12 protein-coding genes and 1 tRNA gene are annotated in these 14,805 nt (G+C 41.5%); 8 read left to right on the forward strand and 5 right to left on the reverse strand.

Features of this window, described 5'->3' with window-relative positions:
• Positions 1-51: 51 nt before the first annotated feature.
• The 3 genes from BVC89_RS14580 to BVC89_RS14590 all read left to right on the forward strand — a co-directional run bounded on the left by BVC89_RS14580 (position 52) and on the right by BVC89_RS14590 (position 4,904).
• Positions 52-2,871, forward strand: coding sequence for a DEAD/DEAH box helicase (locus BVC89_RS14580; protein WP_086931894.1), 2,820 nt, complete (start codon positions 52-54; stop codon positions 2,869-2,871).
• Between the two features lie 229 nt (positions 2,872-3,100).
• On the forward strand, positions 3,101-3,370 hold the full coding sequence (locus BVC89_RS14585) for a hypothetical protein (protein ID WP_086931895.1): 270 nt from the start codon (positions 3,101-3,103) through the stop codon (positions 3,368-3,370).
• Entirely contained in the window at positions 3,363-4,904 is a 1,542-nt protein-coding gene (locus BVC89_RS14590) for a recombinase family protein (protein ID WP_158657949.1), read from the forward strand. Before BVC89_RS14585 ends, BVC89_RS14590 begins: the two co-directional genes overlap by 8 nt.
• Here the strand turns inward: BVC89_RS14590 and BVC89_RS14595 are convergent.
• Positions 4,867-4,953 (reverse strand) — tRNA-Leu (locus tag BVC89_RS14595). The two genes, BVC89_RS14590 and BVC89_RS14595, sit on opposite strands and share 38 nt — an antisense overlap.
• Positions 4,954-5,304: 351 nt before the next feature.
• Here BVC89_RS14595 and BVC89_RS14600 point away from each other — a divergent pair.
• Positions 5,305-5,826, forward strand: coding sequence for a hypothetical protein (locus BVC89_RS14600; RefSeq protein ID WP_086931897.1), 522 nt, complete (start codon positions 5,305-5,307; stop codon positions 5,824-5,826).
• A gap of 289 nt (positions 5,827-6,115) precedes the next feature.
• The gene (locus BVC89_RS14605; protein ID WP_158657950.1) at positions 6,116-6,547 is read left to right on the forward strand and encodes a hypothetical protein; all 432 of its coding nucleotides are present in this window, start codon (positions 6,116-6,118) and stop codon (positions 6,545-6,547) included.
• Between the two features lie 70 nt (positions 6,548-6,617).
• On the opposite strand, the gene BVC89_RS14610 is transcribed toward BVC89_RS14605, so the two are convergent.
• Complete coding sequence (locus tag BVC89_RS14610; protein WP_216824980.1) at positions 6,618-7,220, reverse strand: TetR/AcrR family transcriptional regulator; 603 nt, start codon at positions 7,218-7,220, stop codon at positions 6,618-6,620.
• Positions 7,221-7,507: 287 nt separating this feature from the next.
• On the opposite strand from BVC89_RS14610, the gene BVC89_RS14615 reads away from it, so the two are divergent.
• Positions 7,508-7,879, forward strand: coding sequence for a group I truncated hemoglobin (locus tag BVC89_RS14615; RefSeq protein ID WP_086931899.1), 372 nt, complete (start codon positions 7,508-7,510; stop codon positions 7,877-7,879).
• Between the two features lie 12 nt (positions 7,880-7,891).
• Here BVC89_RS14615 and BVC89_RS14620 read toward each other — a convergent pair whose 3' ends face one another.
• Together BVC89_RS14620 and BVC89_RS14625 are read right to left on the reverse strand one after the other, a co-directional pair.
• The gene (locus tag BVC89_RS14620; RefSeq protein WP_086931900.1) at positions 7,892-9,319 is read right to left on the reverse strand and encodes a PepSY-associated TM helix domain-containing protein; all 1,428 of its coding nucleotides are present in this window, start codon (positions 9,317-9,319) and stop codon (positions 7,892-7,894) included.
• 25 nt (positions 9,320-9,344) lie between these two features.
• Positions 9,345-11,633: a TonB-dependent receptor gene (locus BVC89_RS14625; protein WP_086931901.1), complete on the reverse strand. Its 2,289-nt coding sequence runs from the start codon at positions 11,631-11,633 to the stop codon at positions 9,345-9,347.
• 246 nt (positions 11,634-11,879) lie between these two features.
• Here BVC89_RS14625 and BVC89_RS14630 point away from each other — a divergent pair, with 246 nt between their 5' ends.
• Positions 11,880-12,224 (forward strand): YciI family protein, encoded by a 345-nt coding sequence (locus BVC89_RS14630; RefSeq protein ID WP_086931902.1) that lies wholly within the window; start codon positions 11,880-11,882, stop codon positions 12,222-12,224.
• A complete protein-coding gene (locus tag BVC89_RS14635) occupies positions 12,221-13,465 on the forward strand; it encodes an RNA polymerase sigma factor (RefSeq protein WP_086931903.1) in 1,245 nt (414 codons plus the stop codon). The genes BVC89_RS14630 and BVC89_RS14635 overlap by 4 nt, the downstream gene beginning before the upstream one ends.
• A gap of 158 nt (positions 13,466-13,623) precedes the next feature.
• On the opposite strand, the gene BVC89_RS14640 is transcribed toward BVC89_RS14635, so the two are convergent.
• Positions 13,624-14,799, reverse strand: a complete 1,176-nt coding sequence (locus BVC89_RS14640; protein WP_086931904.1) for a hypothetical protein — start codon at positions 14,797-14,799, stop codon at positions 13,624-13,626.
• Positions 14,800-14,805: the final 6 nt, after the last annotated feature.

The following is a 14,805-nucleotide window of genomic DNA, read 5'->3' on the forward strand; positions in this document are numbered from 1 at the left end:
ATACTTTTTTCTTGACTTTATTGACATAATTTATGTATTCATATTCGCGTCATGGATGAAGATAAATTACTATCATATATGCAACAAGCTGTTGCTTTGCTCTTGAAAGAAGGCCATTTTGAAAATGGCTTTAAATTTAATGACACACAACAAGAAGCATATGAAGCGTTAGATACTTATCTCAAGCGCTCGGATTTAACCACCGCACAAAAACTCCAAGGTTATTTCAACATTGCAACGGGACAAGGTAAGAGTGCGTTTCTTTCTGGTCTTTTTGCCAATCTTTTTCGTATAGCAAAAGAAAATAATGATCACTTAAAATTTGGATTAACTGTTCCGACTAACCAGCTTTTAGATCAAACGCCCAAAGACCTTATGGAATTCTCGCCAAGCCTAAAAGGTAAAATCGGTATTTGTGGCGACCAAGAAGAGAACTTAACCAAACCACTCACAATCATGAACACTGTTGCGCGTGACAGACTTGTTGATGCGGGACTTATTGGCGCTCATAACATGGATGGTATGTTTGATGATGAGGCGCACCGTTCGACCTCAGAACGTCGTGTTGAACGCAAAAAGGAAAATTTCGACAATCACGACAGAAACATTATACAAATGGCTGTGACTGCGACGGCACATTTTGATAAAGAAAAGTCAGTTAAACAAACGCATGAACGTGAAATTTACGGCCTGAGACTACGCGATGCTATTTTAAAGGGGCGTGGTGCCTCTTACGTTCAATCTCAGCTTCTCATTATCCGTGTTGACCCTGATAATCTGGAATTGTCTGAAGAGTTTCAAAATGCCACCGCTGCCCAAAAAGCGGATTATCGCCAAAAAATCATGGAAGAGGCGTGGGTTGATGCTGTTGTTGATGTTTATAAACACGGAATTGATCAAATTACCGGTGATCCGCTAAGCGATAATATTGCTGGCTTTTTCGCATCCAGAACACGCCAAGCTGATAAGGTTTCACAACGGTTAAATGAAGACCCATTTTTTATAGAAAAAGCAAAACAGCTTGGGAATAAAAAACCCTCTGTTCCTATTCATACCAATAAAATCTCTAAACGAGAGCAAAAAAAGCGGTTTAAAGATGTACAAGAACATCATGAATATCAAACATTATCGGGAGATAGTAAATTCAAAGAAGGTTTTAATTATAAACCTCTAAAAATTATTTTTCGTGTGCCTAGTAGCTCTCTTGTTGATACCGAGCAAATTATCGGACGTGCAGCGCGTCAATGGTATAACGAAGCCAAAGGACGCTACGAAGGTTCAACCATTGTTGATACGCTAATCTACATCGGCTCTAACGATCCAGAAGAAGATGCGATACTTCGTGAAAAATTACTCGAAGATGCGTATTCTGGCAAATATGTTCTTACCGAACATATTTTAGAAGACACCGCTGTTTTAAGTCCTGCAGCACCAAAAGATTATAGCGTGCGATTACTCGATCAATCTGGAATATTTCCAGAAACCGGTACAAAAAAAGTATTTGTTCAACAAAAAGCAAAAGACCAATTCTATATCCGCATCTTTAACGGCAAAGGTAAAGCGCTTGATTATGTTGAACTGAATGACGAAGCACAGGTGCTTGCAAAGAAGCTATTTGAAGATCGCACTACAAAACAGTTTGCAAGACAAACCTACAAACGTGAAATGGCAAAACAGCTTCGCATTGCATTGGGGCATATCGAACCCACATTTGGCAAACCAAGTGCACCTAACAACCCATTAGAACACAACCCAAATGTTGAATACCACGCCGAGATCAGTGACCTTTACCAACTTACCCAAGATATGGAAGAAGCTGCTGAAACGGGCATTGAACTCGTTACCGATGAACAAATCCAAGAATTACAAGCACAAGCCAAACGCATAAATAAGGGCGGGGTAGGTATTTTTAATCTCCTAAAAGAAGGTGTTAAAGGATTTGATAAACGTAAGGCTGATAACCTTGTAAGTGGTGGATTAAAGACCGCTCCTAAAGGCGCTTATGCAGCCATGCTTGCCACCTGTAAAGAATTACCTGATTATGAGCCTGAATTTGAAACAGAAACTATAACCGATGAACAAATCCAGGAATTGCGAGCGCAATCTCAGCGCACAGGTAAAGGCGGTTATGCTATTTTTAATCTGCTAGAAGAGGAAATTGAAGGACTTAATTCCTGTAACGCTCCTAAAGTACTAGCTGGCACGCTTAAAAACCTGCCTAAAGGCGCTTATGCAGCCATGCTTGCCGCCTATAAAAAGCTTCCTGATGCTCCGAAAAAGAAACTTATATTTGAAAAAGAGTCTGTAACTGAAAAGCAAATCCAGGAATTGCGAGCGCAATCTCAGCGTACAGGTAAAGGCGGGGTAGGTATTTTTAATCTCCTAAAAGAAGAAATTGAAGGGCTTGATAAACATAAGGTTAAAAATCTATTAACGGGCACGCTTAAAAAACCGCCTAAAGGCACATATGCCTGTATGATGGCAACTTATAAAAAGCTTCCTGATGCCCCGAAAAAGAAACTTGTATTTGAAATGGACTGTATAAGCGAAGAACAAAGCCAGAAATTGCAAGCAGAAGCTCAGAGAACGGGTAAGAGTGGCGCCATTGTGTTTGACCTATTAGAGAAAGAAATTGATGGGTTCAATAAAAGTAAAGCTACGGACTTAGTAAGAAATAAGTCAAAAAGCTCCGTTAAAGGTGCGTATGAAGCCATGCTTTCTGCCTATAAAAAACTTCCTGATGCCCCGAAAAAATCATCGGATCTTAAAGAATCCACAAAAAATGCGGCAAAAAATATCAACAAAGATGTCAAAATAAATACTAAAAACCAAAGAGGCCATTCAACTCTAGATAATGGCCCTGCTATCTAGTTATTCTTAATACACCCAAGAATGGATCAAGAATAAATCATATCTATTTCCCAACTTCTGTATAAAAGCGGGTTATTGTCTCCTTGCATTATTTTTGTTGTGCATGAATTTCTATTCGTAGGAATTTATTCTTTCAAAGATACATTTTAGCTGTATAAATATGTTCCTTATTTGTTCTTTTTTATTGAACGGAAAGGGAGACATATGATAAGACTATAAAGGAGCCATAATGACAGATACTTTATTTTTACGTGATAAAAATACATCGTCACAGGCTGAGGGCTTACCGAGGCTGAAACTTGACCCGGATAAATACCGCCACCATTTGGAAAATATGGATATCACCGAAGAACAAGCCAATGAACTCATGGCAACGCTTTGGCAGATCATGTCCACAATGGTAGATATCGGCTGGGGTGTGGATATATTGAATATCGTATTACCGGATATATTCAATCAGCAAATAAACGCAATCAACGAAAGGAATGAAAATGATTAGATATGCTTTAGCTTATTGCCGCGTTTCAGATACCAAGCAACGCACCGAAGGGCACGGCTTGGAAAGCCAGCAACATCGCTGTATTCAGTTTGCCGAAGAAAAAGGCTTAATCATTGAAAAAATTTTTCATGACGATGTAACCGCTGGCGGAAACTTTAATAAACGCCCAGCCATGAACCAAATTTTAAATTATCTTGCCGCTAATCAAGATAAAAAATATGTGGTGATATTTGATGATATAAAACGTTTTTCCCGCGATGTGTATTTTTATTGGGATTTGATCAAAAAATTAGATGTCTATGGTGCAGACCCGATGTCACCTAATTTTGTTTTTGAAAAAACGCCAGAAGGACGATTTCAGCAATCTATTACCGTTGCTGCGGGTGAATATGAGCGTGAGTCAATTGCGCGCCAAACCAAGCAAAAAACGAAAGCCCGACTTGAGGCCGGGTTTCATGCGTTTATTGCGCCCGCAGGCTTTAAGTACGAGAAAGTCAAAGGCCGTGGTAAGACACTCGTCAAAGATGAACCAACAGCGAGTGTCATCGCTGAGATGATGGAGGGTTTTGCATCAGGACGGTTTCAAACCAAGCGCGAGTGTAAATATTTTCTGGAAGCAGCGCCAGAATTTCCCAAAACTGCCAGTGGCAGGATTGGGAATAACCAAGTTGATAAGATGCTGACTAATCCACTCTATGCCGGAATGATTGAATATAAGCCGTGGGGAATAACACTCCGCCAAGGCAACCATGAAGGCATGGTCACCTATCAAACGTTCCTAAAAATACAAGAGCGCCTATTGGGGCGTAAGCATGCACCCGCGCGCAAAGACCTGAATAAAGACTTTCCTTTAAGAGGTGCCGTTTCTTGTGAGTGTGGTAATGCTCTCACCGCCGCTTGGTCAAAAAGCAAAAGCGGCAAGCTCCACCCTTATTATGTATGCCAAAATCGCAAATGCACCTACAAAGGAAAATCTATTCGCCGTGATGTTTTAGAAGGGGAATTTGAAAAACTGCTTAAAAGCCTAAAGCCTTCACGGAACGTATTAAGCTTAGCAAGCGCAATGTTCAAAGACTTGTGGGATCACATGGCAAAGACGCAACAGCAGCGCAAAGCAAACTTTATTAAAAACCAGCACAAGCTGGATCAAGAGATTAACAAAATGCTAGAGCGCCTTATCGAAACAGATAGTGCCACAGTTAGAAAGGCATTCGAGGACAAGATCGAAAAGCTCGAAAAACAAAAACTTGTTTTAACAGAGAAAATTGCAAATACAGGCAAGCCACAAAGACCGTTTGAGCAAATGTATCGAACACCCATTGAGTTTTTATCAAACCCTTATAAAGTATGGGCTAACGGCGGGTTCCAAGGGAAAAGAGCCGTCCTAAAACTCACCTTTCCTAATCGTCTTATATGGGATCGTTTAGGTATGTATCGAACACCGCAAATATCTGATGTATTTAGAGTTTTTGAGAATTTTAAACAAAACTTGAAAATGGTGCCCAGGAGAGGACTTGAACCTCCACGGCCGTAAGGCCACCAGCACCTGAAGCTGGCGTGTCTACCAATTTCACCACCTGGGCGTGTTGCAAGCAGTCTAGTTCATATCGCTTGCGAGAGGGCGCGCACGATATCAAGTCTTGATGCTTTTGTCACGTTTTTACTTTGCTGGAAGTGCTTTTGAGTAATAAGTCTGCTGGTTTTTGATCTATCTTTAATATGAGTTTTCATACTAGTTAGTGTTTTAGGGGTGATCTAGGTCGTTTTTTACTAAAAAATACACGATTTGTCATAAAAAGTCGTTGTATGGCGTGTAAAAAGTTAGCATGATGGCGCTATATTAGGAAAAACTCCAGGGAGCTGTGGCTGTATGGGGGATATTAATTTAACTGTAACGCCAGTTGTTTTGGGTTACTTATGAGGGATAAATAGCCATGAATACTGCAGATCTTGAAGCATTGCTGGATCAGAAATGTCTTGAGTCAAAGTTAGCATTAGAAAAAGAACGTAAACGCGATCTGGCTGCGTGTAATATTGAGATAATTGTGGTTGTATCATTTATAAGTCTTTTCGCTATTTTAGGGTATTACATATGTTGGGGGGCGGGTTATAGTTTTTTTGCGAAGCAACAACATGACACGTCAGTGGCGATGTTGCTGGCCAAACCTGGGCCGCATGTGCCGCTAATCCAGTCGGCATTGGCTGAAGATGGTTATGTTAGCTTGGTGGATTACAACAATTACGTGGAAATGGCGAACGCCTATAAGCTTCAGGTTGTGCCAGCTGATCCAGGCCTAGTTGGGCTAGAGGGTGGGCTAGAGAGCTCCGAGGAGGGCGCAACTGTACAAGATGTTAAGGTGCCGACTAACGTGTCGAACTCCGCCACAGAATCTGCCTCTAATACTAGTAGTACTGAGGCTGCGTTGAGCCCCGAGAATTCAGACTCCAACAATTAATACCTATTGCTGGGATATTTTGCTGTTATATTAAATGTGAAATATCTCACAATTGAAAACGACACTCGTCCTTTTAAATGCCAGTTCTTATTCTGGTAATATCAGTATTTTATTTAAAAAAATCCCTTCGTTTTTATTATTTCCCTCTTTGGTTTACTATGCCTAGCATTAGGTAGCACGAAATATAGTTATGAATGATTTTATATAGATAGCACTATATGGGATGTGTTATTTACTTAGTAACAAAGCGTAAACGATTATTAATAAAGGTATATAGAACTGAATGAACATGTCAGAAGTAAAATTGGGGCTTGTGGGAATTGTTTTGGGAAGCATTGCACTTTTAATTGCACTGATCGCTTTTTGGGGTGGCCCTTTTGCTGAGCAGCCAACCTTAGAAGAAGCTTTGGCTGAAAAAGTGTTATCACTGCAAGATGCCGCAATTAAAGCACTTAACGGCGAGCCGATTGAAGATAGTTATCCGACGACAAGCAAGTGGAATGTGGATAAAGTAATTGATATTAGCATTCCTATTGTCGCCGTTATTGCTATTTTGATGGGAGTATTTAGTTTTGTATTCAAGGAGCCTATTCGTGTTTCTGCTTGTGCAATGGCAATAGGGTTTAGTGCAATTGCTTTTCAATTTATCGCCATGTATGCGATGGCACTGTTATTTGTTTTTTTATTAGTCGCTATTATAGGGGCCATCTTTAGTAGCTAACTCGTTAAATTTAATCAGGTGAATATATTAGACGCGTTGATTAAATTATTAAGGACAATAACTCTGTTAATTACAAAAGTACAATTTTGACTCGATATTCAATATCTTCGAGCATGGTATTTCGTTTAATACCAGAGCGTGCACGAAAAATATGACCTTGTCGAAGGTCATACATCAGGCGGGCTCTTTCCAAAGAGGGAAAGTTTTCTGCCAATACGCCATTTTCTTTCTCTAGATTAAAACGTTGTTCTAGGCGCTCGTCTGTTTGTGCAATGGATGCTTGTAGACGTTCTTGTATTCCTTCTAGTCCCCCTGAATTTGTTGATACACAAGAACCGAGAAAATCACCTAACTTACCTTCACTTCGCCCTGTGGCGCATTCAATAGAGGTTTTAAGAAAAGCTCTTACCGCCTCAGTAATATTTTTTTCTGCGTCAAATGCCACTAAGGGGGCGCAAGCGTTGTCTGAAATATAACAATCAATGGACTTAAGGTAGAGTGCATATTTGTCGCCAAATGCAGCGTATAAGCTTGGACGGTTAATGCCCATTGCCCGGGTAAGATCTCCCATTGAGGCGCCGTCATATCCCTTTTCCCAGAATACATGCATGGCATCGCGCAGCGCTTTGTCTGGATCAAATTGACGTGGCCTGCCCATTTTCGGAGTTGTCATAAGCCCTAAACCTTAGATTTTTACACGGTGTTATTTTGCTGAAGCTGTCAGAGTAAACAAGCTTCTTAAGATCTTTATTCTAAAGATAAAATCAGTGCGATTAAAGTTTGAGAAAGAGTTTAAATATTATAAATCGATTTTAAATTTTAAGATTATGATTGTTTTCTAATCCAATGTTAGTTGGCATATATCGCGCTATACTTTATAAATACCTATCTAGGCAACTCCCCAAATTTAGGTATTTTTCTTTTAATGATAAATACGGTGCGACATGAGGTACGGCATATATGACAGCAACATTACTTTATCAGCGCTTAGGCGGTTATGATGGTATTACAACTTTTGTCGATAACTTATTACCGCGTTTAAAAGCAGACCAGAAACTTGGTCGGTTTTGGCAGAATCGTGGAGATGACGGTGTAAAAAGGGAAAAGCAATTACTTATCGATTACCTTTGTTATAAATGCGGAGGCCCCGTTTACTACACTGGTAGGGATATGCTATTAACGCACAGAGGTATGAATATCGACGAAGAAGATTGGGATATTTTTTGCCAACATGCTGGAGCTACGATGCAAAGGTTAAATATCCCGGAACAAGAGGTACAAGAAATAGTTGCTTTTGTCGGTGCATTAAAAAGCGATATTGTAGAAGTTTAACCCTCTAAATCTTTACTCCCCCTTGTCTATTTTAAGTTGCGGCATTATACGAGAGTTAAACAAGCTCAGGCTGAATTCAAACAGAAGGATTATGGCTAAGCTAAGGGCGAACAAAGGCAAGAATAAAGCAAAGCCTAAAATAGTAATCACAACCCAGGCTGGAATATGTTTTCCAGAGGGAATGCCGGGTGCGGCGAGTTTGCCTTCAGGGCGTCGCTTCCACCACATATAGAAACCGGTAATACTTAGTAGTATCACTCCCAAGGTGGCGATAAGCCCCAGCAGCTGATTTAGCCAACCGAATAACACGCCTTCATGAAAAGCAATACCATAGGAGGCGAGCCTTTTCACTGGGTGATAGTCTGTAAACACAATACTCATAATCTTTTCGCCACTCCAACGATCAAAGTGATGGGTTTGTCGAAGAGGGCGGTTGGGAGTCATGGAGCGCACTGTCCATACACCATTTTCTCCTCTTGGTGGATGGATCTCGATGGGGGGATGCAAATCAAAGTCACGAATTTTAAGTACAATATCTGAAAGTAATACCGATGCTGTGTCGGTGTTATTTTCAGCGTTGGATTTAAGGGTGACTTTAATATCCTCATCGTTAGATAATTGCCAAAGGTCAATGCCGTCGTCTTTGTTTGACGTTTGCTTATGATGCTCATGCGGGTCTTGAGAGGTTAAGGTAATATTCCATTCCTGGCCTGGACCTCCCCAAGACATGTAGCTTTGTATTTGTTGGAAAAGACCTCCCCAGACTTTTGTCCAAGGTAATCCTGACAACAACAACAGCAGAACAAAGCCTGAAATCCATAGACCTGTGACGCCATGCAAGTGGTACCAGAAGTTACGTTTTTTAATCGGTGCACTAGGTGGGCCTAATGCACGTTTTATCGCTGCACCGGGGCTATGGGAAATCTCTTGCGCACGTGGCCACCATAAAAACACACCGCTAATAATGAGAATTATCATCCAGCTTGCCATAAATTCCACCAAGTAGGAGCCACGTCTGCCTACCAGTAACTCGCCGTGTATACGAGACATTAAATTCATAAAACGCTGCCCACGAGGTGACTCGTGTAATACTTCACCATTAAATTGATTGACCCAAGTAACAAGGCGATCATTTTGATAGTCGATTTCAATTTTAACTGCAGCACTGCCGTTTTCTGGTAGCGTATAGCGTTTAAACTTTGCGCCGGTATAGGTGCTTAATACACTGGCGACAAGGGCGTCTTCTGATAATTTTTCGCCGCTACTGGTATCCGCCTGTCTATCGATATAACGTTCGAAATAGGCATTAAATTGTGGTTTAAAAAGATAAATGCCACCTGTTATCGCTAGCACCATTGCAAAAGGTAATACCATTAGGCCGGCAAAGAAATGCCAGCGCCATATACGTTGTTGCAATAGTGAATAGCTTTGTCTTTTCACAGAGGGTTACCTTAATATGTTAAGTTTATTCGCCGAATGTGTGTGTTGCTTCTAAGTAAAATGTACGAGAGGGCCAGGGATGAAATACATAGGCTTGTTCATTGGCGATATTATCAACTCCAGCACTTAGCAAGGTGGTTTTAGCCAGCTGCCAATTGGCTTTAACACCGAAGAAAATAAATTCATCATGAGCACCAAATACATTTTCTTCAGTGTCGTTATTATCGAGTCTTCCAGAGCTGTCACTGGCATAGCGCACGCTGCCACTCATTTTAAACTTATCGCTAAGGGGATAGCTTAGGATTAAGTTACTGCGCCAATTTGGCATACGGGGAAAGTCGTTGCCTACAATTTCTGGGTTTAATATATTTTTGGTAATTTCAGTATCTATGTAACTGAGGTTATAACGAATATCGAGCAGGCTTCCCCAGATATTTTGTTGTTGCAATGTGAACTCGGCACCCTTTGTTGTCACTTCGTCTACGGGCAAGCTAGTGGTGATGCTGCCAATATCGGTACGGGTGGATTGATTGAAAATTACATCGTCTACAACATCATAAAACACGTTAACTTTTACACTGCCGCTTGCTAGGGTGTGTTCGAAAGACAAGTTGTGAAAAATACCATCTTCTGGTTGCAAGCTCGGGTCTGAGATAAATACCGAACCGTCGCTGGTTGCACCGTCGTTACGATAAAGCTCTTCAATAATAGGAAATCTCAGTGCGCGTGCTAAGGAGTAGCGCACAGCGATGCTGTCGTTAGGGGTAAAGCCCAAGGAAAATTTTGGTGACCAGCCACTTTCAGTGCGGTCTTCTACAGTGTTGCCGCCAGAGTAGCCGTCTTTCGTCTCCCAGTCTTCGTAACGCAGCCCTAGTGCAAGATCCCATTGCTCTGAAAGGGTGTAGCCATATTGGGCGAAAAGAGCGAGAGTGCTTGCTTTACCGCCGCTGTCTGAACGGCCGCTACTAAGATCGCCATCTGTTTCATCGGCAGGGCGGATATTGTCAATAGAGTTGTAGTCGTCGGCGATGATGTTTAATTCATAGCTATCGACATGAAAGCCAAGGGATATGCGCTGGCTCGGGTTGCCAAATAATTCTTGTGTGCCAAATTTGATATCGAAAATATCCCAGCCAGTATCTTCAAATTCAGTAATACGGCCTCGAAATGCATTATTTTGCGCGATAAAGTCTGGGTCGAGAGGGTTGCGTCCTGTGCGTACTTCACTGTCATCTAATATTCTAAAATTACTGTAAAATGCATCGAATAGCCATGTGCTGCTGATATCGCCGCTTAGGCCCAGACCGCTAAGTAGACTGTTGCGATCCTGATCACGGTTTTGAAAATTGCTGCCTCTGATATTAAATGCTTGTCCATCTAATTGTACTAGTCCATTCCATACTGTATTGCCATTTTCATCCTGAATAAAATTATTGGCGCTGTCCTGCTTACGATCGCGCTCTTCATAGGCAATGGAGCCACGTAACTTTAGATTGTTAATATCATAGGTAAATTTTGCTTTAAATAAATCAGTTACGGCGTTAGTGGGGCCGGAGTCAGCATAATAGATAACAGCTTGGCCGAATTCGTTCGATCCGTTAAAACCGCCACTGACTGTTCTGGCGTTAGCGGTGGGACTTGTGATAATACCTGCATTGTATTGCGTTTGGGGTTGGCTATCATTTTCCAGATGGTTGTAGGACAGGTGTAGGCTAAAGTCCTCAAAACGGTCTTCATAAGCGATAAAGGCTCTGCCGCCATTAAAGTTCTCGTCGGTCCTCCAAATACTGTAATCCTGACTGAACAAGCTACCTTGCAAGATAACTTTACGTTTTGTGGGTGTTTTGGTGGTCATATTCACCACGCCGCCCATAGCATTGCCGCTATACTCCGCTGAAAATGGGCCATAGATCAACTCCACTTCTGCTACTTCAGCGGGGGACACCAGTGACCAGCGTGGTGAGCCTGAAAAGCGCGTTTGCAAGTGATAATGCAAGGGCATGCCATCGGCAAACACCATAGAGCGGGTGCCTTGAAACATATTGGAGCTACGAATGCCAATAACTCCGTTTGGGTCACCTATAAAACGGCGGCGGACAATGACACTGGGTTCATGGCTGATAGCATCTTCAACAGTATTAAAGCTAATGCTTTGTAATTCTTGTGCGCTAATACGGCTACTTGGACTCACTACTGAAGTATCTTTAATACGCCCGTCACTAATAATCAGAAGCTGCTCTTCGTTGTTTTCTGCCTGGGCTTTTATACAAGCACTGACTAAAAACACACTGCCTAATATTGAAATTACGCGCATTGCCACGTCCTAAAACTTTTTTGTATTTATTGACTAATGTTGTTTCGTGAAACGAAATAAATTTTTATGGGAGATATTTTTGAAGGGGAGTATAAAGGCATGTGACTTTCGCACAATGCGGCATTTTGTCGCAATAAGTGTGTGTTAATTAAAAAATTTTAAGTTGTGTGTCCAAAACCGTGATGTTGACACGTCACAGTGTAACAACCGAATCGATTTTACAAATTTGATCAAATAGGAAGTACGATGTCTAGAAAAAACTATTTATGTATTATGCGTAGTCAGCCACAAAAAAACACGCAAAAACAAGCCCCTTCACCCGCGCAAATGGAAGAGATGATGGCGAAATTTAACCAATGGAAAGAAACCTTTAAAGACAATATTATCGATATGGGAGGCAAGTTAGGGGAAGGTAAAGTGGTGACCACTGAGCAGATAAGTGATGGTCCCTTTGTGGAAGCGAAAGAAATCGCTGGCGGGTTTATGATTGTGGCGGCTGAAAATATTGAAGAAGCTACTGAAGTTGCTCGTCAAAGCCCTGGCGTCTTTCCCGGTTCAAGTGTGGAAGTAAGGGAGATTATTAGCTCTTGAAGAATACCACTTTAGCTGAGCATTTTTTTCGACATGAATATGCCAAATTGGTGGCGACCTTATGTCGCCGCGTGGGAGCGGAGTATTTTGATAGTGTCGAAGATGCCGTGCAGCGAGCTCTGCTCGCTGCTATGGAGTCATGGCCAGTAGCAAGCATACCGGATAAGCCCTCTGCTTGGCTTTATACGACAGCGCTCAATACCCTGATAGATGAAATTCGCAAGCAAAGCGGCAGGGAGCATATTCTCGCAAGGCAGCAAGAGACCTTGCTAGATCAGGTGGCATTGATGCCTGAAGTTTCGTTTAGTGAAGAATTTCAAGATGATATGGTGAAGATGTTATTTGTCTGTTGCCACGAACAGGTGCCGAGAGAATCGCAACTGGTTTTTGCCCTTAAGGCCATGTGCGGTTTTAGCATCCAAGAAATTGCCCAGCGCTTATTTATTTCTGAAGCTAACGCCTATAAACGTTATGGTAGAGCGCGCAATTATTTAAAACAACATGCTCTGGAATTTGCTGAACTCGCTGCGGAAAAATATCCTTTAAGGTTGCCTGCTGTACATCGTATTATTTATCTTATTTTCACAGAGGGATATTTGTCTGTGAATCAAGCACATAGTCTACGCAAAGAAATGTGCGATGAAGCTATTCGTTTAGCATTGCTATTGGCTAACAGCCCACATGGGCAAGCGACAGAAACTTACAGTCTTATTGCACTAATGTACTTTCATGTAGCGAGACTGGATGCTAGACAAGATGTTTCTGGTGGTTTGATTTTACTAGAAGACCAAGATCGTTCTCTTTGGGATAAAGCAAAAATATATACCGGGTTTGAATGGCTACAAAAATCTGCACAAGGACATTCTTTTTCACGCTATCACGCTGAAGCTGCAATTGCTGCTGAGCATTGCTTGGCAACATCGTTCGCCGATACCCGCTGGGATAGAATATGTGATAACTATTATCTACTTGAGCAAACAGTCTGTTCTCCAATACACCGTCTAAATCGTGCTGTAGCCTTAGCCCAATGGCAAGGGGCAGAAGCTGGGTTAAAAATTCTTGCAGACTTTGATGCACCCACGTGGTTGCTGAATTCCTTTGTGTGGGCGGCGGTGTTAGCGTATTTATATCAGGTTGCCGGCGATATTGAACAGGCAGAAAAATACCGCATCTCTGCTTTTGAGAGGGCACCAACACCTGCTACCCAACAGCTTTTAGCGCAACGTCTTTGTGGTATTTGATATATGAGTTATGTACAAAACTTTACTCAAGAAAAAGAGGTCTCGAATATCTGTAAGTACAAGCTATAAGTGCAAGTTCGTGTTTAAAGCTTAGATTTGCAGCGCACCAATAATTTACATTGGTGGCTGGATAGGATGTGTTAACACAAATCGCTACATTAAAATTGAACAGGCAGTGCTTGAGATAGAAAACTACCCACAACAAGGTAGACTTGCCAATTTCCATTTAGTATTTGTTGTAACTCTTCTGAGCTGAGATCCAGACCTTGCTCTTGAGCGTGTTGTAAGGATAATCCCTGTTGAATATCTACCTGCCATTGAAGATTTAATTGTTGTATGTTGCCAGTAGAGACATCTACGTAGAAGTCTATTTGTAAAGGCTCTTCCTGGTCTAGTTTCATAAAAATCAACGAGGCAGGTAATAGCGTTTTGTCAGCATGAATTAAACTTAACTCTTCGCTAGGTAGGGATATCTGGCAATTGAGGCTATGTGTTTTTGCGTCTTCTGTTGTAACTGCCAGCTTTGTTTCTGTTGTATCCGTAGCGATGATATTGCTAACAAAAGGAGAGGGAACTTTTGCTTCGCTATTTACTTTACTCGTTTGGGCGTCTGCATCGATAAAGGAGGGGTAACCGGTAATATTAAAGTGTTCAATATTGCTCCCGTGGTCATAAGAGATAACCATAACACTGTAAGCGTCATTGATATTGGGAATATCAAAAAAATCTTTTAAATCTATGATTTTGATGCCAGTGCCAATATCTTTCCCACGCGCTTCTGAAGGCTTGGCTTTACTTTGTGAGGGTGGGGGCACCATAAGCCGCTTTCCGGATGGTGTTTTCTTAGAAAAGCGTGCTACCTTAACTTGCCCTGAAGATCGATTGACTAAGATGATATGTGTATTAAGCACTTCCGATACTTGCCAATCTCGCAGGGTGCTTGTATGAGACACAAATATAATCGGTAATTGGCTATGGTTTTTACCATTTACATTCTTGGGGGCGCTAACGGCATAGACGATTTCTGGTTCAGCGTCAGAAAAAATAGCATCGCCACGTAGAGCTTTCGCAATTGCTACTTCGTAAGCACTTTTGTCTTCTTCGTTTATATGAAAATATTGTTCATCAGAGAAGTCTAAGACATCACTGATTACTTTATGCTTTTCATTCATTCCCGTTTTACCTTTTTGTTGTGTTCTGGTTTGCTGTGCCTTCGATTTCAGATCTTGTTGCATTGAAGGCGGGGGCATTGATATGGGGTTAGCGCAAGACACTGACGTCCACAAAAAAGCCAGAGCTATTAATATTCGTCTTTTTTTACCTATATTTTTCATCGATCA

Origin of the sequence: Agarilytica rhodophyticola (assembly GCF_002157225.2) — a bacterium.
Lineage (GTDB): Bacteria > Pseudomonadota > Gammaproteobacteria > Pseudomonadales > Cellvibrionaceae > Agarilytica > Agarilytica rhodophyticola.

Coding starts and splice junctions, on each gene's coding strand:
- BVC89_RS14580 (WP_086931894.1), top strand. CDS start 52: ATGGATGAAGATAAATTACTATCATATATGCAACAAGCTGTTGCTTTG.
- BVC89_RS14585 (WP_086931895.1), top strand. CDS start 3,101: ATGACAGATACTTTATTTTTACGTGATAAAAATACATCGTCACAGGCT.
- BVC89_RS14590 (WP_158657949.1), top strand. CDS start 3,363: ATGATTAGATATGCTTTAGCTTATTGCCGCGTTTCAGATACCAAGCAA.
- BVC89_RS14600 (WP_086931897.1), top strand. CDS start 5,305: ATGAATACTGCAGATCTTGAAGCATTGCTGGATCAGAAATGTCTTGAG.
- BVC89_RS14605 (WP_158657950.1), top strand. CDS start 6,116: ATGTCAGAAGTAAAATTGGGGCTTGTGGGAATTGTTTTGGGAAGCATT.
- BVC89_RS14610 (WP_216824980.1), bottom strand. CDS start 7,220: ATGACAACTCCGAAAATGGGCAGGCCACGTCAATTTGATCCAGACAAA.
- BVC89_RS14615 (WP_086931899.1), top strand. CDS start 7,508: ATGACAGCAACATTACTTTATCAGCGCTTAGGCGGTTATGATGGTATT.
- BVC89_RS14625 (WP_086931901.1), bottom strand. CDS start 11,633: ATGCGCGTAATTTCAATATTAGGCAGTGTGTTTTTAGTCAGTGCTTGT.
- BVC89_RS14630 (WP_086931902.1), top strand. CDS start 11,880: ATGTCTAGAAAAAACTATTTATGTATTATGCGTAGTCAGCCACAAAAA.
- BVC89_RS14640 (WP_086931904.1), bottom strand. CDS start 14,799: ATGAAAAATATAGGTAAAAAAAGACGAATATTAATAGCTCTGGCTTTT.